The following is an 18969-nucleotide window of genomic DNA, read 5'->3' on the forward strand; positions in this document are numbered from 1 at the left end:
AACGTGACAAAGACCTACAGCCTGGGCGGCGGCGCAAGGCGGCGCGTGCTCGACCGTGTCACCCTCACCCTGCCGCACCGCAACATCGGCATCCTCGGCCGGAACGGAGCGGGCAAGTCCACGCTTCTGCGCATGATCTCGGGCCTCGTGGACCCCGACGAAGGCCGCATCCGGCGCGACGTCAGCGTGTCATGGCCCATCGGCTTCCGTGGCAGTTTCCACGGCTATCTGACCGGCCTTGAAAACGTCCGCTTCGTGGCCCGCCTCTACGGCACCGACGAGAACGAGGTGATCCGCCGCGTCGCCGACTTCGCCGAACTCGGCCCCTTCCTCAATCAGCCCGTCCGCACCTATTCTTCCGGCATGGCCGCGCGCCTCGCCTTCGGGCTCAGCATGGCGCTGCAATTCGACACCTATCTTGTCGATGAACTGCTCAGCGTCGGAGATGCAAATTTCCGCGCCAAATCCCGCAGCGCCTTCGACCACCTGCTCAAGCGGTCCCGCCTCATCATGGCCTCGCATTCGATGAATGCACTTGCGGAATACTGCGACTGCGCGCTGCTGCTCGATCGGGGGCGGGCGGTCTTCTTCGACAGCCTGCCCGAGGCGATCGACCACTACCACCGCATCAACGGCATCACGCCCCGACCGCAACGCCGTCGCCGGGCTGAGGATTGGAACGACGAATGACTGACGAACCTGAAGACCGCGACCGGACCCCTGCGCAAGGCGTCAGGCAGGTGAGGCCGCCGCGCAAGCAGCGCGATGCCGGGGGGGCCGTCCAAGGCGCGGATGCATCGACCAGTTCTCCCATTGCCAAGGGACCGCGCACAAGCCGCAACGCACCCCCCAACCACGCCGCCGCCCCGTCACCCGGGCGGGCAAGGGCCCGCGCAGAGGCACGCGCCGCAGCGCAGGCTGCCCGCAAATCCCCCCCGCAGCAGGCCGAACCCCCGGCCCCGCAACCTGCCGCGCCCCCGGCGGCACAGCCCTCCCCGGCCCCAAACGGCGTGCCCGACCCCGCGACGGATTTCGCCGCTGGGCCCATCGACATTCCGCCCCCCGGCCAACTCCGGCTCTTCAACCGCATCACGAAAGTGAACTTCTTCCTGATGTTGGTGCTGCCCACCCTCGCGGCTATCGTCTATTTTGCCGCCTTCGCCGCGGACCGTTATGCCGTCGATGTGAAATTCGCCATCCGCTCACCCTCGGGCGTCCCGTCGAACGATCTGATCGGCATGGTGACGGGCGGCGCGTCCAGCGGGGCAACCCAATCGGACAGCTACATGGTGGTCGAATATCTGGAAAGTCGCCAGTTCCTCGACGAAATCTCCTCCCTGCTCGACCTGAACGCGATCTACTCGAACGGCAAAGGGGATGCCCTGACGCGGCTCTCCCCCACCGCCACCAAGGAAGACCAGGTCGATTACCTTCCCCGAGTCATCACCCCGCATTTCGAAAGCTCCACCAACATCCTCTCGGTCGAAGTGCAGGCCTTCACCCCCGAAGACGCCCGTCGCGTGGCTGAAGTCGTCCTCGCTTCCGCAAGCAGCATGGTCAACCGGGTCTCCGAACAGGCCCGGCTCGACACCGTCCGCCTCGCACAGGCCGAATTGGCGCGTGCCGAAGAGGCGCTCAAGGAACAGCGCAACCTGATCGCCCGCTTCCGCGACAGCGAACAGAAGATCGACCCGAATCGCGCCGTCGCCGCCCAGGAGGGTGTCCTCGCCGGTCTGGAAACCGAACTTGCCGACACGCGCGCACAGATGTCCAGCCTGCGCGAATTCCTCTCCGCGGATGCCCCCAGCGTCCGCGTCCTGCAAAGCCGCATCGCCTCGATCGAACGCCAGATCGCCGCCGAACGATCACGCCTCGGTCGCGGCACCGAACCCGCCGCCACCGGCAACGACCTTCAGGCCGCCGCCGATGGCTCCGATAGCCTGAACAGCGCCGTCAGCCGCTATGAGGAACTGGCGGTCGATCTCGACTTCCTCCAAAGAACATACCTCTCCGCCCTCGGCTCGCTGGAATCCGCCCGTGTCGAGGCGGATCGTCAGCAAAGATATGTCGCCACCTTCGTCCACCCCGCCCTGCCCGAAGCACCCCGCTATCCACGCGTTCTGCTTTCCGTGGGCCTCATCCTCATCGTCTCGACCCTGATCTGGTCAATCCTGACCATGTCGATCCACGTCATTCGCGAACATCTCCGCTGACGTGACGACTGGTCCCGCACCGGCGCAGCAGGCGGATCTGCCGCCACCGCATCCATGCCGAAACGAACGGGGCGAACAGGTACAGCAACCGCACCTCCGCATTGGGCAGCACAACGAACCGCCCCCGCTCCATGCCCCGGATCATTGCCCCGGCGACCGCCTCGGCAGACATTACCCGCGCGCCCGCCGCCATCCGCGCTGCAACCGGATGGCGCAACGCCTTCTCCCCGTGCAGCATCGGCGTCTCCGTATCCGGAGGCAGGCAGATCGTCACCCCGATGCCGCGCGGGGCAAGTTCCACCCGCAACACCTCCGCCAATCCCCGAAGCGCGAATTTCGAGGCGACATAGGCCGAATACCCATAGAGTCCCGCCACCCCCGCGGCCGATCCGACCAGCCCGACATCACTGCCGCGCACCATATGCGGGAGGACAGCCTGTATCACTGCAAGGCTGCCGAAGTGGTTCACCTCCATCACCCGCCGGTGCAGCGCTATGTCCATCGCATCCGCCTCGCCCATGGCAAGCATCCCCGCCGAAAGGATCACGCGCCTCGGCGCACCCAATTCTGCGACTGCTTCGGCGATGGCCACCCCGACCGCGGACAGATCGGCGACATCCAGCACATAGACCGCGACGCGTGTCCCAGGCACCTTCCGACGGATCGCCTCGGCCGCCGCGCCAAGCCGTTCCCTATCCCGTGCGAAAAGGCCAATCGCCCATCCCCTCGCCGCCAGTTCGGTCGCCGCGGCAAGGCCGATACCGCTCGATCCACCCGTGACGAAGACGCACCGACCCATCAACCCAACCCGGAACCAGAAACCACGAACCCGTGCCCACAGGCACGCTCCTATCTGTCACATTCTGTCCACATCCGCCCCCCGCGCGCAAGCGGATGGGGGCCTTCGCCGTTGCCTTCCCGGCCCCGCGATGACATAGGACAGGAGGTGTGTGCCCAGTAACCGGATGTAAACGAGTGATGCCTTTTGCCCTGCGCCGTCCCGGCTTCACCACCGCCAAGGGCGCATCCGGCATGGGGCTTTCAGGCGGCCTTCTTCCCCTCGCAGTCATTCTCGCCGCCTGCGGCCTGCCACAGCAAGGCCCGCGCACCTCCGACGTCCTCGCCCCTGCCTCCGCCGGTGACTACGCGCTGGTGGACGTCTCGCAAGCCATCGCCGAAAAGCTCGGCACGCCGCCCAGACGCAGCCTGCAAGGCTTCGGCAAGGGGGCCGCCGCCGCCCCCAGCAATGCCGTGGGCATCGGCGACACGCTCGACATCCGCATCCTCGAGGCCGGCACCGGCGGACTCTTCGGCGGGGCCAGCGGCGGCACTGAATTCCCCGGCCTCGTCGTCGACCGGGCAGGCCAGATTTCTCTACCCTATATCGGCAGCCTCCCCGTCGCAGGCCACACGCCCGTCGCTATCGAGGCCGCCATCGTCGAAGCCCTGCGCGGCAAGGCAATCGAACCGCAGGCCCTCGTCCGCATCTCCCGTTCCGAGACCAACCGCGCCACCGTCGCGGGCGATGCCGCCACACCCGGCCCCTATCCCCTCCGCCTCGGCGGCGACCGCGTCTCGCAGGCCATCGCCGCCGCCGGGGGCAGCCGCTTCCCCGCCCATGAAACCCGCGTCACGCTGGTCCGCGGCGGCCGCACCGCCTCCGCCCGCCTCTCCGACGTGCTCCTCCTGCCCGCCTCCGACATCGCCCTCCAGCGCGACGACATGATCGTCCTCACCCATGAACCGCCGCGCTACACCCTCACCGGATCGGTCCGCCGACCCGGTACCTTCAAATTCGAAACGCCCGACTACTCGGTGCTGGAGGCCCTCGCCGCTGCCGGAGGGGCGACCGACACCCGCGCCGATCCGACCGGCGTCTTCCTGTTCCGCCTGGAACCGCGCGACCGCCTCGCCGCCACTGGCCGGACCGATCTCGACACCCTCCCGCAAACCGAAGGCGGCATCCCAACCGTCTACCGCTTCGACCTGTCGGACCCCGCCACCCAGTTCACCGCCGCCCGTTTCCAACTCACCGACGGCGACGCCCTCTACGTCTCCAACGCCCCGATGGTGCAGCTCGACAAGGTCCTTGATGCCTTCAACCTCGGCCTCTCGGCGGCGCGACGGGCGCAGATACTGACAGAATGAAGATGGAGCAGCCGATGAAAGCCCCTGCCAAGACCGATCCCACCCGTAACTCTGCGCTGATCGTCGAAGGGGAACCGCTCCGGACCGGCCCAAGAACCTATGTCGTGCTCGGGGTCATGCGCGGCGGGACGACGATGGTTGGCGGGGTCATGCGCGCGCTCGGCATCTTCATGGGCGACAACATCGACGAGAACAATCAGGAAAGCATGGATTTCCACGGGCGCACCCCGGACCAGCTCGCCGAGGTGGTGGCGCGTCACAATGCCGGTCATAAGGTCTGGGGCTGGAAGCATCCCAACGCCGCCGACTACCTCGAGGGGGTTTGGCCGCATCTCGTCAATCCCCATGCGATCTGCGTCTATCGCGATGCCGTGGCGAATGGTCAGGCCCTGAACCGCTGGCACCCCTTCTCCAAGATGGATGCAATCCAGGCCGCGCTCCGGCGTCAGCAGCGGAATCTGAACGTGCTCTCCAAGCTGGAAGGTCCCAAGATCTTCATCTCCTACGAGAAGGCCGAAAGGAACAAGCGCCTGTTCCTCACCGAATTCTCCGGCCTGCTCGGTGTCCGGCCACGGCATGACGAATTCGACTTCCTCGCCTTCATGCAATCCGGTTCCTACAAGAAACTCGAGGATTACAGGAAGACACCCAATCCCTAGATCCCATCCCAGTCCACCGCGGGATTGGCGGCGCGCAGGAAATCCGCGATCGCCTGCGGAAGGCCGACAATGTCCTGTCCGACGTGCTTGCCGACGACCAGCCGCCGCCCGCGCATGGGGCCCTCATCGACGTAAAGATGCCGGTCCCTCACGCTCACCGCGACCTTGCTTGGATTGCGGATATCCGACAACCCCTCCGGCAGTTCCCAAAGCGTGCAGGCACGCTTTCCGCAAACCGCACTGTAGAAGGAAAGAAACCCCTGCTCCGGTGCCTTTCCGAAGATGCCGCGCAGGTGTTCCCTGCCGATCTCGGTCGCGACCGCCTTCGACAGAAATCCCGGCCGCGCGGCGAAAAGCGCCGTGTTGAACCCCTGCCCCCCGCCCTGCAGCAGGATATCGACGGTGTGCCGCACTTCCGGAAGGGGCAGGGTCCGCGTCAGGATCGACCGCGTCCCGAAGATGATCGCATCATCATCTGGATCAGGGTTCAGGAAGGCGCGCGGATCGGCCAGTAGGATCGCATTCAGATCGGCGAAGACAAAGTGCTCCGCCTCCACCGCAAAGGCGTTGAGCTTCCGGAAATATCGCCAACTCTTGATCCCCGGACGATATTCCTCCTCGCCATAGATGCGCTGGCCGATCCTGTCGAAATCCGGATCCGGTTCCATCACCGAAATCCCGTCCTTCCCCGCGATGAAACCACGCACCCCCGCCATGTCCTCGTCGAATGGAACAAGCGTTAGGGAAAGGCCCGGCGCGACGGCATCCCGGATCGCAACGAACCGCCGAAGATGTGGCAGCATCCGGTCGTTGCACATCGAAACGAGGGTGCTGATCATTGCATATACTCCCGTTTCCCGCTCGGATCAGCGCCGCCACTTCGCGGCGAAATCTATGCCGATCTCCACCAGTCGCTCGACTTCGGCATCGGTTTCGGCCTTGAAGGCATCGAACGCGCCTTCGGGCAACACCAACTCCGGTCCCGGATTCGTGTGACGCTCGATATCGACAGAACCGAAACCCGGAACGCCAAGGAATGTGCTGACCCTGTCAAGGAATGTGAGAGGCTGGCGGCGCAATTCGTCGAAATCAAGGACAAGCAGCCGATCGCTTCCGAACCGCTTCCTAAATTGCTGGATGCGATGTGCATACAGGCTATCGTCAATCAGCGAGCGATCTCGAACATATGCCTCGACCTCTTTTTGCTGGGCGCGTCGCATCCAGTTCAGGTCACCAACGAACTTTGCATGAAACTTCGTGTGCGACACCAACCTGTCGAAGGGATCCCTCAGAATGTAGAGAACATATGTCTGGCTTGAGAGGCGATGCATCGCTTCGACGCCTGCATCCGAAATCTTGCAGCTTGCAGCGCTGAAGTCGCACAGGAATTGATCGCCTGCCGCAGCGTCGAAGAGGTTCAGGTACCATTTCTCGTCGATCCGACCCGAAGCATAAAGTGCATACCATCTCGCCAGATTGGATTGCCGTCGAACCAGCCTCTGCCGCTTCTTCTCATCCGCGGCAGCCTGTACTGCCTTGCTGCTGGCTGTCAGAAACTTTGCAACCTGACTCAGTCGCCGGATCGGTGCCAGACGGTCGATGGTCCCATAGACACTCTGAAAGTAGTGGATTTCCTTCATTGGCGGCATGAAGAAACTCGGATGGCGCCGGCATTGCTCACTCAGCCACGTTGTCCCCGCCTTGGCCGCTCCGACACAGATCAGATGCTTTCTCTCCACACCACATACTCCCAATATTATTTCCTGACGCCTTTCGACCGATGGATCGGACGCCCGTGATATGGTTGCCGTCAGGTCGCATCGGTGGTCATGGGAAGGCTGTTCCTGCGTTTCGCAGATGCAGCGCCCTTCTTCCTGACAACCAACGCACCTGCCCCGCCTCCTGTTCCCGACGACAGCTTTTCCTTGCTTGATTTCTTCGCAGCCCCGCTTGTCTTCGCTGCACCCTTTCCGTCCGCCGCGCCCGCCACCCGATCCGGCGCGGGCAGCGCTCGGCCCAGATAGGCCCCCATCAGATGATCCACATGTTCGCGGATCGCGGGCATGGCCAGCGGGCGGTCATGAAAGCTCGCCCGCAGCGCCGGATGCTTGACCAGCTTGTCCAGTTTCGCCCGAAAATCGGCAGGGTTCCCGCTTTCAAAGACGAAACGGTCGTGATGCGGCAGCACCATCTTGGCCCCGACCGTCGAGGATACCAGCGACGGCACGCCCAGCCGCCCCAGTTCCACCGTCACCTGATTGAACGTCTCCCACCAGATCGACGGCACGATGTTCAGGTCAATCCGCTCAGCCAGCTGTACAAGCTGGTCGCGCCGGTAATGCGGTACCAGCGTGATCGACCGGAACCGCGGTTTCAACTGCACCACCTGCCGCGCCCGCTGCCCGCCCAGACTGGCGACGATGACCAGATCGACCTTCTCGCGATAGAAGGGATCGTCGATCTCGGCCAAGGCATCCAGCAGGAAGGGCAGGCCCTTCGACGGGATGGCATATCCCACGAAGGACAGGGTCACCGTCTCATGCGCGGATTGAACCTCTTCCAGCCGCGCCCGTTCCTCGGCATTCGGTTCCACGTCGATGGGAAGCGGCAGCGTTTCGATCCGCGCATCGGGCGGCATGAAGCGCAGCATCGCCTCGCGCGCCACGTCCGACACCGCAAAGACCCCATCCATCCGCGTGGCAAGCGCCAGCGCATTCTCCTCGCGCCACAGCCGATAGGCCGTCGCCAGCCGCTCCCGCCGATGCAGAGGATGCTGCGGCAGCCTTGGCGTTCCCGAGGTCGCGCGCCAGTCGAAACGCCCCCCCGGTCCGGGGCGCGGCCGCCGCTTCCACAGGGCAAAGCGCGTGCGCAACCCGTGCCGCACATCGACGAAAAGGTTGCGCAGCGCCTTCCACATGTAATGCCCGGCCGAGAGCGAGTCGAAGAGGAAACCGCCAACGGGATGGCCTGCAAAACCTTGGAAGTCGATGTAATCACCCACGCGCCGCATGGCGATCAGGTCTTCCATCCGGTTCTCATGCGCCAGACAGCCGACGCAGCGATGCCCGCCGGAAAAATCTACACAGGGTTTGCGCCCGTCATACAGCAACTCGATCTGCGGACAGACGGGCATGTAGTTGTGCACCGTATAGAACCGCCGCTTAAGATGCGCCCCTGACGGCATCGAAAGGACCCCCGCCCCGATGCCCTCCAGATTGTGGACATGCATCGCATCGAACGGCCCGTGCTGGCGCAGGAAGCGTTCGATCAGTTTCACCGTCACCTTGTCATTGCGCCATGTGTCGATGGCATAAAAGGCATCATGCGCCGGCGCCTTGACGGGCGAATTCCAGAGGGTGAACGTCTTCAGCCGCGGATGGTTCATCGCATTCGGCGTAGGCCTGATCTTTGGCCGCCGGTCTATCAGCCCATAGCGGTGCCCCGAGGACAGGAAATAGACCTCGACGCCATCCCGTCGCAGCAATTCCTCGATGACGTTCTGCAGATAGACGGTCACCCCGCCCCCCGCGAGATGCGGGTTGTCGAACTGCACCCAGTTGTAGATCAGGATCTTCATTGCAACTCACTTGCGAGTATCGGATTCACGAATGGCGTGATCAGCCGCAAACGGCTGCGCGTCAGGCTTCCCTGAATCCAGCGATCCGAGGTCAGGCAACGCTGGATCTCTGGCAACAGGTGGCGCGGATCGATCCGGTCGACCGGGGATTCCAGCCGCACCTCCGCAAGACCCCCGTGATGCTGCCGCGCCTCCACTTCAGCCACCGCTCTGGCATCGGGATGGATCACCCGCGCGATCCACGCCTTGACGACACGGCGATCCACCTCCGCCACGCTGAGAAGACCGCAGCGCAGCGCAGCGTGATAGGAGGCGACCGCAACCTTCATCTCTTCGTCCTGCCGCGCGACTTCGCGCGCACGGGCGGGGTCGCCCCCCGCCTCTCCCGGCCCGAAGACCGGGACCCAGCCGCCCGGACCCTTCCGGAAGTCTCTCAGGCTTCCCCGGCTTCGATCCACCGCAAAGGGTTCCAGCCACGAGAAATTCGCCGCTGCCGCACGGTCCCGCCACCGATCCGTCCGGATCAAAGAGCCCTGCCGCAACTCGATGCGCGGATGCATCTCCTTCAGATTGTGCCGATGGAACCTGTTCGCCGCCAAAAGCATCATCGTCATGCGCGAGGCCGCGGGCCTCCCCTGCCTCTCACGCCGCCAGAGATGTTCGGAAATCGCCTTGGCCGCCGTCCCCGAGTAGCCCAGATCGACAAGCAGAAGCTTCTCCGCACGGTCGAACAGTCCGATCTGGTCGAGATAGGCGATGATCCGCTCCCGCTTGGCCAGCAATGCGCCATGCAGCGGCTCCAGCAGGTCCGGCCTTTGCAGTAGACGGTCGAAACCCAGATCGGTGGCCGGATCGTCCCCCTGAAGATAGCCCTCTACCTCAGCCCGCCGCTCGGGCGTCAGTCCTGCAAGTTCGGCAGGCGAAACCGCAAAACACCGCATGATCGTCCGGATCGAAAGCGGCGTGCCGTTCAACCATCCCACCGTCCAGGTCAGGTAGCCCTGCCAGTCCGGATCGGTCATTTCCGGGTAGTTCAGCAGGATGCCCGCCCTCCGGCTGAAGGCGAATTCCTGCAACGGGGGCAAATCGGCCTTTCGCAGGCCCGCGGTTCCGGCAATCCAGTCCTCGGCAATCCAGCGGAACCGCGTACCGTCGCGGGTCAGGTAGAGCACCCGGTCATATCCGCCCCGCACCGCCTCGCGCAGCACCTCGCGGGCAAAGACGGAAAAGGCCGCCGCTGTCAGGTGACGCAGGTCAGGACGCGCATCGCCGCAGAATTCCTCCATCGTGGCACGAAAGGCCTGCGCCTCCGCGACGGGGCCGCTCATCAGGTCCAACTCCCGGCGGATGCGCTCGGCCTCGCGCTCCGCATCCACGAAATGCCGCGCATGCCAGCCCCGGCTGCGTGCCTGAGTCACGTCGCTATGCCCGTTGTCGCCCAGATGAATGCAGCGCTTCGCAGGCACGCCCATCTCGTCGGTCACCCGTTCGAACAGCAGACCGCTCGCCTTGGTGACACCCACCGTTGCCGAAACGAAGACCCTGTCGAACAGCCGCCGGATATCAAGCGCCGTCAGGATATTCTCCATGTCTGCGGCATCCAGATACATGTCCGAGACGAGGATCACCTTGCGCCCCGCATCCCGCAGCCGCTCGATCACGGACCGGACCCTCGGGTCCACTTCCAGAACGGCGATCTCCGTCTCCACCTCAAAGGCGACAAGTGCCTTCACTATGCCCCTGCGCCGCACCGCTTCGGCCACATGGGGGCGAAGCGCGGCGTCAAACACATCGACAAGCCGCACCTCGTTGCGCTTGCCGGGCTGAAGCCCACGGGCCTTGACCTCGGCCTGCAATCTGTGCCGCGCCCCATAGAGCAATCCGGCGGGCAGCGGCCCGGCATCCCCCCGAAAATGCGCCTCGCCGAACTCTGCCGTCCGGCGATGCACCACCTCCAGCGGCACGCGTCGCCGCACGACCGTGTCGAACAGATCGAAGCTGATCAGCTCATGCCGCAACAGCTCGTCGAATATGTCTTCGGGATTGGAAAAGACGCTTCCATCGCGCCAAAGCGCCGCCGCCACCCGGCGCGCCTGACCGGCATTCATCCGGTCCGGAAACATCCGGCCAAGGCCGGATCTGATAAGATCGCGCAACACGCGGCACTCGCACAAGAACAGTCAATGCGTGTGACCCTAATCAAAATCGACGCGGGTTCAAGGGGCAAGGACCACCCTGCCGCCGCCTACCTCCCCTCGAATTCGAACCCGAACCGCGTCCGCGCACCCTCGGGCGGCGGCGGGAAGGGCGCGGCGCGGCGGATATGGTCCATGGCAACCTGATCCAGTGCCGCCGAACCCGACGATGCGACGACCGCCACCCGCAGCAAGCCGCCATCCGCGCCGATCTCGAATCCCACCGTCACCACGCCCCGCTCCGGTGCCCGCACTCTGGGCGACCGCGCGATCTGGCGCATCACCACATCCCCATAGCGTGCCGCCTCGCGCCCCCCAGCCTCGCGCCGCTTCTGCGCAGGCTGCGCAGCCTGCTGGGCTCCCGCCGCCTGCGCCGCACGGGCCGGTGCCGCCTCAGCCTCCTCGGGTTTCGGCTCGACCGGCGGCTCTTGCTCTACTCTCGGTGCCGCTACCGGCTCAGGCCGCGAACGCGGGCGCGGGCTCTCTGCCAGATCAAGCGGCGCTTCCTCCATCTGCGGCGGCGGTGCCGCTGCCACCGGTGGCGCCTCTGCCAAAGGCAGCATCAGCGACGGCTCCGGGGTGATATGGGGCATCGCCACCCGTTCCACCACCGGCGCAGGGTCGGGGGGAGGAAGGCGCGGGGCCTCATCCATCACGGGCGCTGGCGGTGCCTGCGTATGTACAGTTTGCGGTACGGTTTGCGGCACTGGCGGCACCGAGGGCAAAACCTCCGCCATGGCCACCACACCCACCGAAAGGTCCAACGCAACCGCATTCTCCGGCAGCGCGCCTTGCCCCACCTCCGGCGGCCGCATCGCCGCCGCCGCCACCCCGGCAAACAGCCCCGCCGCCATCATCCCGGCCCCCATCCACCCCGCCAGATCCCGCCCCCCGCTCATCCGCCAGCGGCCTCCTTGCCCACCAGCGCCACCTTCAGGAACCCCGCCTCCCGCAGCGCATCCAGCACCGTCATAACCTCGCCATAAGGCAAGGCCGCATCCCCCCGGATCAGAACCGCCCGCTCCCGATCCCCGCCGCTCGCCACCTGCAGCGCGGCGGCCAGACCCTCCGGCGCGACCTCGACATCCCCCACCGACCAAGCCCCCTGCGCCGTCACCGTCAGCCAGATCGGATCTGCCGGACGCTCTGCAGGTGCGGCGGAACTGGTGGGCAGCGTCACCGGCACATCCACCGTCGAAAGCGGGGCCGCCACCATGAAAACGATCAACAAAACAAGCATCACGTCGATGAAGGGCGTGACGTTGATCTCGGCCGCCACCTCATCCTCCTCCCCCTCGCGCGGCAACCCGGCACTCATCGCGCGGCCCTCCGGTCCAGATCGCGCGACAGAAGCACCTCCAGGGCCACAGCCATATCCGCCATCCCCTGCCGCAGCGCCGCGATCCGCCGCTGCACCCAGTTATAGACCACCACCGCCGGAATCGCCGCCACCAGCCCGAACCCCGTCACCAGCAGCGCCTCTGCAATCCCCGGCGCGACAACGGCAAGGTTCGTCGTCCCCTCGGCGCTGATCGCAAGGAAAGAGGACATGATCCCCCAGACCGTCCCGAACAGCCCGATGAAGGGCGCCGTCGCCGCCACCGTGGCCAGCACCCCCGTCCCCCGCCGCAACCGCGCCGAGGCTCCACCCGCAATCCGCTCCAGCCGCGCCCGCACCCGCTCCTTCACGCCCGCAGATCCGGCTTGCGCAACCATCTGAAACGAAAGAGAAAACTCATCCACCGCCGCCCGCGCCATGCCCGCGCCCACGCAGCGCCGCCCACCCAGCCGCTGCCCCGCCTCCTCCAGCGTTCCTGCCCCGGCTACGGCGGCAAGGCTCATGCGCAGCCGATGCCCGGCCAGCCACAACTCACCCAACTTGAAGATCAGGATCGTCACCACAGCGAACAGCCCCAGCCCAAGGATCAGGCTCACCAGTTGCACCACCCAATGGGCGGCGGCCATCATCTCCACCACCGGAACCGGCGCATGCAGCGGCACCGGGGGGGCGTCCTGTGCCCCCTCCTGCGCGAGGGTCGCCCCCGGCAGCAGCGCCACAAAGACCCACGCCCGCCGCATCAGAACGCGATCCGCTTCGCAACGGACAGCTTCGCATTCCGACCGACTGCATTATCCAGCGCCAGATTGTTCCGGTAGGTCTGGTCGAAGACGTTCTCGACCGACAGGTTCACCTCCAGCCCGGCCAACGCCCCCTCCTCCGGGGCCCATGTCAGAAAGACATCATGCGTGTCATAGGATGGCGCGCTGGTGGTCGCCGAGGATGTGGTGATCCCGTCGAAATAGCTCGCCCGCCACCCCACGGTCAGCGCCTGCTCCGGCAGCTTGGCCCCCACTGTCAGGACCACGTTCTCCGCAGGCGTGTCGGCCAGCGTCCGCCCCGTCGATCCGTCCTGTGTCTTCACATGGCTATAGGCCAGTTGCGCGAACCACCGCTCCGCCTCATAGGCAGCCTCGATTTCGGCCCCCCACAGCTTCGCCGACGCAATGTTCGAGAAATACGGAACCGCCGGTCCCCCCGCCACGCGCGGGGTCACCGCGATCATGTTCGTCACGTCGTTGTGGAAAGCCGTGACCTTCATCTGGAAGCTGTCGTCCTCGGCCAGCAGCCCCTCGCGCTGCAGGGTAAAGCCAAGCTCCACCGTATCCGCGCTTTCCTTGTCCAGATTCAGGCTCACCGTCCGCGCGGGCAAGGCCCCCGCCGCCTGGGTCGAGTAAAGCTCGTCCAGCGTGGGCATCCGTTCCGTCCGCGCCAGCGAGCCGAAGACGGCGAAGCTGTCGCTCACCTCATACATCGCAGCGATCTTGGGCGAGACGGCGGTTCCCTCCTGCGCCACGCCCCCCGCCGCCGCGCTGGCCGCGTTCGGCACCTGCTCGCCGAAGTCCACGCGAACACCGGGGATGATCGTCAACCGCTCGGCAAAGGTGAACTCCCCCTGCACATAGGCCCCGATCCGGCTGTCCGTTCCCCCCGGATGGAACCCCAAAGCCCCAAGGGACGAGCTCGCAGTGCGTTCCTGCTCCATCACCTGCACCCCGAAGGTCAGGTAATTCTCCCACCCGCCCCCGCTCAGATCGGCGGTATTCTCCACCTTCAGTGTGGTCGTCGCATAGCCGTAGGTGCTGTCGCAAAGCACCTGCAAGGTGCCCACCCCGCACATCGCCCCCATCGAGAAACCGCTCTTCTCGACCGAGGTATCCGTGTAGGAGACCTGCGCCGTCAGATCGAACAGCGGGTTGTCCCGGAATTCATTCCTGTAGGTCAGCGTGACCGTATCATCCACCGCATGCATGTCATGCAGCCCGAAGGACCCGATCACCGCCGCCCCGCCCGTCTGGGCGACGGGCGTATTCTCCAGATCGCTGTCCGTCCGGGAAAGCGAGAAGGTCAGGCTCTGCTCCCCCTCCGCACCGAAGGCCCATTTCCCCTTTAGAAGGCCCGACCACCCCTCATAGGCCGTGCCGGCAAGCACAGCGCCATTCCCATCCGTCCGGTCGCCCGACCGGGTGGTGTTGAAGGCCGCCAGATATTCCGCATCGCCAATCCGCGTCGCCGAAAGGATACCGAATTTCAGGCCACCGCCGTTCGACTCATACCCGCTGGAGAAGCGGAAGGCCTGCGTCTCACCCTCCTGCAGATAGTCGCCCGCATCCTTGGTGGTGAAATTCACCGCACCCCCGATCGCCCCCGAACCGTACAGCGTCGAAGAGGCCGGTCCGCGCAGCACCTCCACCCTCTTGTAAAGGTCCAGATCGCCGAAGAAGGACCCCATCCGATAGCTCTCATAGAACTTGGGTGCGCCATCCACCGACACGATGATCCGCGCCTCCGATGCCGTCTGCTCGCTGTTGCCGATTCCCCGGATGTTGAAGGCCTGCCCCAGCGCCCGCGCCGATGCCCCCGCGCCCTGCACGCCCGGTATCGCTTTGAACAGATCGGCCAGCGTGTCGGGCTGGTCGCGTTCCAGTTCGGCCGACTCGATGGTGCTGACCGCCTGCGGTGTCTCGATTGCCACTTTCGCGGTGCCCGCACCAAGGATGATGCGGCCCAGCATCTGGAAGAACCCGTCGCCCTCCTGTGCGGCAACGGGCCCTGCGCAGATCAGGATCAAGGGAACGGAACACAGAAGTTGCGCCCGGAAAGCGCGCGAACGGATAGCCATGGATCACCCCTTTTTGCTTGTTTTCTTGCAGGGCTGGCCGGGCGATCAGGCATCAGGGTCGCTTGGCTGGCGTCAGGCCGGAAATTCCGACTTGATCTGTCAGGAAATGGCTTCTAGAAAAGCTGACTGTAACTGTCAAGTATCGCTGTTACTGACCGCCGCGCACCAGCACAGGCCCTGCCGCCCGCCAGACGCGCCCCATTCCGAACCGGAGCATCGTCATGGCCCTCGGCCAATCCCTTCCGCTTTCCCCCGCCGCGATCCGTGCCCTGCGCGTCGAAAACGCCAAAGCCCGCGCCCGCGACTTCGCCCATGCCCATGGCCTGACCGAGGCCCAGCTCGTCGCCGCCCATGTCGGCCATGGTGCAGTCGCGATCGACGCGACGCCCGACCGTCTGTTCCCCCTGATCCGCGATCTGGGCGATGTCATGGCCCTCACCCGCAATGCCTCCTGCGTGCATGAACGGCGCGGCATCTATTCCGACTATCGCTCCGGCCCCCATGCCGCGATGGTGCTGGATCCGGAAATCGACCTGCGCATTTTCCCCGCCCACTGGAAACACGCCTTCGCCGTGATGGAACCGGGCGAAGACGGCCCGAAACGCAGCCTGCAGATCTTCGATGCCGCCGGGGATGCTGTCCACAAGGTCCACCTGAAACCCGAATCCGACGCGGCAGCCTTCGACGCTCTCGCTGCCGCCCTCGGCCTGCCTGACCAATCCCAGACCATGACTCTCTCGCCCCGCACCCCGCCCGAAGGCCCTAAGGGCAACCCCGCCCGCGCCGATGACCTGCGCCGCGACTGGGACGCCATGACCGACACGCACCAGTTCAACACCCTCACCCGCCGCCTCAAGATGAACCGTCTCGGCGCCTATCGCCTTGCAGGCAGCCCGCGCGCCGACCGGGTGGCAAAGGATGGCATTACCCGCGCCCTGCATGCCGCCGCGGATGGCGGCATCCCCCTGATGATCTTCGTGGGCAATTCCGGCTGCATCCAGATCCACGGCGGCCCCATCGCCAAGGTCGTCCCAATGGGCCCTTGGATCAACGTCATGGACCCGCGCTTCAACCTTCACCTCCGCATCGACCACATCGCGGAAGTCTGGCGCGTCCGCAAACCCACCCGCACCGGTGACGCCATAAGCGTCGAGGCCTTCGATGCCGATGGCAGCCTGATCCTGCAGATCTTCGGCTATCGCAAGGACGCGCCCCCGACCGCATGGAACGCCTTCACCGCCACCCTCCCCGCTCTGGAAGAGGTGCCCGCATGATCCGCGCTCTCGCCCTCCTCTCCCTCTTCGCAAGCCCCGCCCTTGCCGATCCGGCGCAGCGCGTGCTCACGCTTGGTGGCTCCGTCACGGAAATCGCCGTGGCCCTTGGCGCGCAGGACAGGCTCATCGCCCGCGACACCACCTCCACCTACCCGCCCGAGGTGACTTCCCTTCCCGATGTCGGCTATTTCCGCGCCCTCTCGCCCGAGGGCGTCCTCGCCCTCGCCCCCGACCTGATCCTGTCCGAAGACGGCGCGGGCCCGCCCGAGGCGCTGGATGTCTTGCAGGCCGCAGGCATCCCCTTCATCGCCGCAGGCCCAGACACCTCGCCCGAAGGCCTGATCGCCAAGATCGAAACCGTGGCGCAGGCCCTCGACCTGCCCGAGGAAGGCAAGGCCCTCGCCGCGCGAACCGCCGAGGGGCTGGCCAAGGCCAAGCTCCGCGCCGCCTCCGTCACCACGCCGAAACGCGTGCTCTTCATCCTGTCCCTGCAAGGCGGGCGGATCATGGCGGGCGGCGAAGGCTCCTCCGCCGAAAGCATCATTCGGCTGGCCGGGGGCATCAACGCGGGCACGGGCTTTCAGGGATACAAGCAGATCACGGACGAGGCCGTCATCGCCGCCGCCCCCGAGGTGATCCTGATGATGGACCGTGAAGGCGATCTCGCCATCGCGAAGGACGATGTCCTGAACCACCCCGCCCTGTCGCAAACCCCTGCAGCCCGAAACGGCGTCATCCTCCGGATGGACGGCCTCCTCCTGCTGGGCTTCGGTCCGCGCACCCCAGAGGCCGCGGCCGATCTTCACGCCCTGCTCTATCCGACGACAGGCTGATCCATGGTCGCGCTTCCCCATGCAGGCGAAGGCAGACGCCCCAACCCGCTGCATGTGACACTCCTCCTTGCCGCCCTGCTGGCAGGGGTGTCGCTCCTTTCTCTGGGCACGGGCGCGGCGGGCCTGCCGCCCGCGCGCCTCCTCTCCGCCCTCGTCGGGGCCGAGCCGCTGACCCGGGCCGAAAGGCTGGTCCTCTACGACATCCGCCTTCCCCGCCTTGCCATGGGCCTGGTGGTCGGCGCGGCGCTGGCCGCGGCGGGGGCGCTGATGCAGGGCCTGTTCCGCAACCCGCTGGCCGATCCGGGCATCGTCGGCGTAGGGGCGGGGGCAGGCCTCGGCGCGGTGCTGGCCATCGTTCTGGGCGGCCTTCTGCCCCCGGCACTCGCTGCCCTCATCGGTGGCCATCTCGTGCCCTTCGCGGCATTTCTCGGCGGCTGGACTGCCACGCTGATCCTCACGCGCGTCGCCGCCTCTGGTGGCGCCACCTCCATCGCCACCCTCCTTCTTGCGGGCATCGCCCTCGGCGCCATCGCCGGGGCCGCGACCGGCATCCTGACCTATCTCGCCAACGACCAGCAGTTGCGCGACCTCACCTTCTGGTCGATGGGCTCGCTCGCAGGCGCTAGCTGGGCCAAGATCATGACCGCCCTCCCGCTGATACTGCCGGTCCTGCTCCTCGCCCCCTTCCTCGCCCACGCCCTCAACGCGCTGGCGTTGGGCGAGGTGCAGGCCGCCCATATGGGCATCGCCGTCGAACGCATCAAACGGCTCGCCATCCTCGGCACCGCAGCAGCAGCCGGGGCTGCCACCGCCATCGCGGGCGGCATCGGTTTTATCGGCATCGTCGTGCCCCACCTCCTGCGGCTGGCCACCGGTTCGGACCACCGCGCCCTCCTGCCCAATGCGGCGCTCCTCGGCGGCACGCTCCTGATCGGGGCCGACATGATCGCCCGCACCATCACCGCCCCGGCAGAACTGCCCATCGGCATCGTCACCGCCTCCCTCGGCGCGCCGGTCTTTCTCTGGATTCTTCTGCGCCGGAAGGGCCTTTCCGGGATCTGACACATGCTCCACGCCCAATCCCTGACCCTCACCCGCGACCGCCGCGAGATCCTCTCCGACATCACCCTCACCGCCCATCCGGGCGAAGTGACCGTTATCATCGGCCCAAACGGTGCAGGCAAATCCACCCTGCTCGCGGCCCTGACCGGCGACCTGTCACCCGATCACGGCAGCATCCACCTGAACGGCGACGCACTGCACTCCCTCTCCCCGCGCGCCCTCGCCGCGCGCCGTGCCGTCCTCACACAGCACACGCCCGTTGCCTTCCCCTTCACCGTGGCCGAACTCATCCGCCTCGGGATCGAAGCCACTCCCGGACCCATCCCCCCCGGCCTGACCGACCGCCTCCTGTCAGAGGTCGATCTTCCCGGCATGGCCCACCGCCCCTATCACGCCCTTTCGGGGGGTGAGGCGCAGCGCGTCCACTTCGCCCGCATCCTCGCACAGGCCCGCCGTGCCACCACGGCGCAGGGTCCTGTCTGGCTCTTCCTCGACGAACCGGTCAGCAGCCTCGACATCGCGCATCAACTCATGGTCATGCACCGCGCCCGCCGATTCGCCACGGAAGGCGGCGGCGTGATCGCCGTGCTGCATGACCTCAACCTCACCGCCATGGTGGCCGACCGCGTGCTGCTCCTTTCGCAAGGCTGCCTTCTGGCCTCGGGCACGCCGGACGATGTGCTGACCGACGACCTCCTCACCCGCGCCTATCGCTGCCCCATCCGCACGCGCCGCAGCCCCGACCAAGGCGCTTGGCTCCTGCCTCAGATGGCCGGCACCTGACCGGCCTCAGCAGCAGGGCAGCTTCACCTGCGCCAGCACCGCCA

At 66.1% G+C, this 18969-nt stretch carries 17 protein-coding genes; 8 read left to right on the forward strand and 9 right to left on the reverse strand.

The genetic code is table 11. The annotated features are described in order from the left end of the window. Positions 1–3: 3 nt before the first annotated feature. Both TabM4_RS15540 and TabM4_RS15545 read left to right on the forward strand, forming a co-directional pair. Entirely contained in the window at positions 4–690 is a 687-nt protein-coding gene (locus tag TabM4_RS15540) for an ABC transporter ATP-binding protein (protein ID WP_434614304.1), read from the forward strand. A 320-nt stretch (positions 691–1010) separates the two neighbouring features. Next, complete coding sequence (locus tag TabM4_RS15545; protein WP_434614307.1) at positions 1011–2213, forward strand: hypothetical protein; 1203 nt, start codon at positions 1011–1013, stop codon at positions 2211–2213. Here the strand turns inward: TabM4_RS15545 and TabM4_RS15550 are convergent. Further along, positions 2191–3012, reverse strand: coding sequence for an SDR family NAD(P)-dependent oxidoreductase (locus TabM4_RS15550; RefSeq protein WP_434614310.1), 822 nt, complete (start codon positions 3010–3012; stop codon positions 2191–2193). The two genes, TabM4_RS15545 and TabM4_RS15550, sit on opposite strands and share 23 nt — an antisense overlap. Before the next feature lie 179 nt (positions 3013–3191). Here TabM4_RS15550 and TabM4_RS15555 point away from each other — a divergent pair, with 179 nt between their 5' ends. Beyond that, the gene (locus TabM4_RS15555; RefSeq protein WP_434622111.1) at positions 3192–4361 is read left to right on the forward strand and encodes a polysaccharide biosynthesis/export family protein; all 1170 of its coding nucleotides are present in this window, start codon (positions 3192–3194) and stop codon (positions 4359–4361) included. A 14-nt stretch (positions 4362–4375) separates the two neighbouring features. Then, positions 4376–5020: a hypothetical protein gene (locus TabM4_RS15560; RefSeq protein WP_434614312.1), complete on the forward strand. Its 645-nt coding sequence runs from the start codon at positions 4376–4378 to the stop codon at positions 5018–5020. On the opposite strand, the gene TabM4_RS15565 is transcribed toward TabM4_RS15560, so the two are convergent. From TabM4_RS15565 to TabM4_RS15600, 8 genes are all read right to left on the reverse strand, one after another. Next, positions 5017–5859 (reverse strand): hypothetical protein, encoded by an 843-nt coding sequence (locus TabM4_RS15565; protein WP_434614315.1) that lies wholly within the window; start codon positions 5857–5859, stop codon positions 5017–5019. The two genes, TabM4_RS15560 and TabM4_RS15565, sit on opposite strands and share 4 nt — an antisense overlap. A gap of 27 nt (positions 5860–5886) precedes the next feature. Further along, positions 5887–6759 carry a sulfotransferase domain-containing protein gene (locus TabM4_RS15570; RefSeq protein WP_434614318.1) on the reverse strand — a complete coding sequence of 291 codons (873 nt, stop codon included), beginning with the start codon at positions 6757–6759 and terminating at the stop codon, positions 5887–5889. 71 nt (positions 6760–6830) lie between these two features. Beyond that, positions 6831–8597, reverse strand: a complete 1767-nt coding sequence (locus TabM4_RS15575) for a glycosyltransferase family 4 protein (RefSeq protein ID WP_434614321.1) — start codon at positions 8595–8597, stop codon at positions 6831–6833. Further along, on the reverse strand, positions 8594–10756 hold the full coding sequence (locus TabM4_RS15580) for an HAD-IA family hydrolase (RefSeq protein WP_434614324.1): 2163 nt from the start codon (positions 10754–10756) through the stop codon (positions 8594–8596). Before TabM4_RS15580 ends, TabM4_RS15575 begins: the two co-directional genes overlap by 4 nt. An 86-nt stretch (positions 10757–10842) precedes the next feature. Then, positions 10843–11691 carry an energy transducer TonB gene (locus TabM4_RS15585; protein WP_434614327.1) on the reverse strand — a complete coding sequence of 283 codons (849 nt, stop codon included), beginning with the start codon at positions 11689–11691 and terminating at the stop codon, positions 10843–10845. Next, positions 11688–12110, reverse strand: coding sequence for a biopolymer transporter ExbD (locus tag TabM4_RS15590; protein ID WP_434614330.1), 423 nt, complete (start codon positions 12108–12110; stop codon positions 11688–11690). The genes TabM4_RS15585 and TabM4_RS15590 overlap by 4 nt, the downstream gene beginning before the upstream one ends. Further along, positions 12107–12871 carry a tonB-system energizer ExbB gene (exbB, locus tag TabM4_RS15595; protein ID WP_434614333.1) on the reverse strand — a complete coding sequence of 255 codons (765 nt, stop codon included), beginning with the start codon at positions 12869–12871 and terminating at the stop codon, positions 12107–12109. The genes TabM4_RS15590 and exbB overlap by 4 nt, the downstream gene beginning before the upstream one ends. Continuing rightward, positions 12871–14973: a TonB-dependent receptor domain-containing protein gene (locus TabM4_RS15600; RefSeq protein ID WP_434614336.1), complete on the reverse strand. Its 2103-nt coding sequence runs from the start codon at positions 14971–14973 to the stop codon at positions 12871–12873. Before TabM4_RS15600 ends, exbB begins: the two co-directional genes overlap by 1 nt. Positions 14974–15194: 221 nt before the next feature. Between TabM4_RS15600 and TabM4_RS15605 the strand changes: the two genes are divergently transcribed. From TabM4_RS15605 to TabM4_RS15620, 4 genes are read left to right on the forward strand one after another with little or no spacing between them, the layout of a single operon-like run. Continuing rightward, on the forward strand, positions 15195–16247 hold the full coding sequence (locus TabM4_RS15605) for a hemin-degrading factor (RefSeq protein WP_434614339.1): 1053 nt from the start codon (positions 15195–15197) through the stop codon (positions 16245–16247). Continuing rightward, the gene (locus TabM4_RS15610; protein WP_434614342.1) at positions 16244–17080 is read left to right on the forward strand and encodes a heme/hemin ABC transporter substrate-binding protein; all 837 of its coding nucleotides are present in this window, start codon (positions 16244–16246) and stop codon (positions 17078–17080) included. The genes TabM4_RS15605 and TabM4_RS15610 overlap by 4 nt, the downstream gene beginning before the upstream one ends. Before the next feature lie 3 nt (positions 17081–17083). Continuing rightward, entirely contained in the window at positions 17084–18142 is a 1059-nt protein-coding gene (locus TabM4_RS15615) for a FecCD family ABC transporter permease (protein WP_434614345.1), read from the forward strand. A 3-nt stretch (positions 18143–18145) separates the two neighbouring features. Further along, positions 18146–18925 carry a heme ABC transporter ATP-binding protein gene (locus TabM4_RS15620; protein ID WP_434614348.1) on the forward strand — a complete coding sequence of 260 codons (780 nt, stop codon included), beginning with the start codon at positions 18146–18148 and terminating at the stop codon, positions 18923–18925. The last annotated feature ends 44 nt before the right edge of the window (positions 18926–18969 follow it).

The sequence above is a fragment of the Tabrizicola sp. M-4 genome (assembly GCF_051132405.1).
Lineage (GTDB): Bacteria > Pseudomonadota > Alphaproteobacteria > Rhodobacterales > Rhodobacteraceae > Paragemmobacter.

What these genes read in the sequence shown, in the direction of transcription:
- TabM4_RS15565 (WP_434614315.1), bottom strand. Translation starts at nt 5,859, where the DNA reads ATGATCAGCACCCTCGTTTCGATGTGCAACGACCGGATGCTGCCACAT.
- TabM4_RS15615 (WP_434614345.1), top strand. Translation starts at nt 17,084, where the DNA reads ATGGTCGCGCTTCCCCATGCAGGCGAAGGCAGACGCCCCAACCCGCTG.
- TabM4_RS15590 (WP_434614330.1), bottom strand. Translation starts at nt 12,110, where the DNA reads ATGAGTGCCGGGTTGCCGCGCGAGGGGGAGGAGGATGAGGTGGCGGCC.
- TabM4_RS15610 (WP_434614342.1), top strand. Translation starts at nt 16,244, where the DNA reads ATGATCCGCGCTCTCGCCCTCCTCTCCCTCTTCGCAAGCCCCGCCCTT.
- TabM4_RS15620 (WP_434614348.1), top strand. Translation starts at nt 18,146, where the DNA reads ATGCTCCACGCCCAATCCCTGACCCTCACCCGCGACCGCCGCGAGATC.
- TabM4_RS15575 (WP_434614321.1), bottom strand. Translation starts at nt 8,597, where the DNA reads ATGAAGATCCTGATCTACAACTGGGTGCAGTTCGACAACCCGCATCTC.
- TabM4_RS15555 (WP_434622111.1), top strand. Translation starts at nt 3,192, where the DNA reads ATGCCTTTTGCCCTGCGCCGTCCCGGCTTCACCACCGCCAAGGGCGCA.
- exbB (WP_434614333.1), bottom strand. Translation starts at nt 12,871, where the DNA reads ATGCGGCGGGCGTGGGTCTTTGTGGCGCTGCTGCCGGGGGCGACCCTC.
- TabM4_RS15600 (WP_434614336.1), bottom strand. Translation starts at nt 14,973, where the DNA reads ATGGCTATCCGTTCGCGCGCTTTCCGGGCGCAACTTCTGTGTTCCGTT.
- TabM4_RS15550 (WP_434614310.1), bottom strand. Translation starts at nt 3,012, where the DNA reads ATGGGTCGGTGCGTCTTCGTCACGGGTGGATCGAGCGGTATCGGCCTT.
- TabM4_RS15605 (WP_434614339.1), top strand. Translation starts at nt 15,195, where the DNA reads ATGGCCCTCGGCCAATCCCTTCCGCTTTCCCCCGCCGCGATCCGTGCC.
- TabM4_RS15585 (WP_434614327.1), bottom strand. Translation starts at nt 11,691, where the DNA reads ATGAGCGGGGGGCGGGATCTGGCGGGGTGGATGGGGGCCGGGATGATG.
- TabM4_RS15560 (WP_434614312.1), top strand. Translation starts at nt 4,376, where the DNA reads ATGAAAGCCCCTGCCAAGACCGATCCCACCCGTAACTCTGCGCTGATC.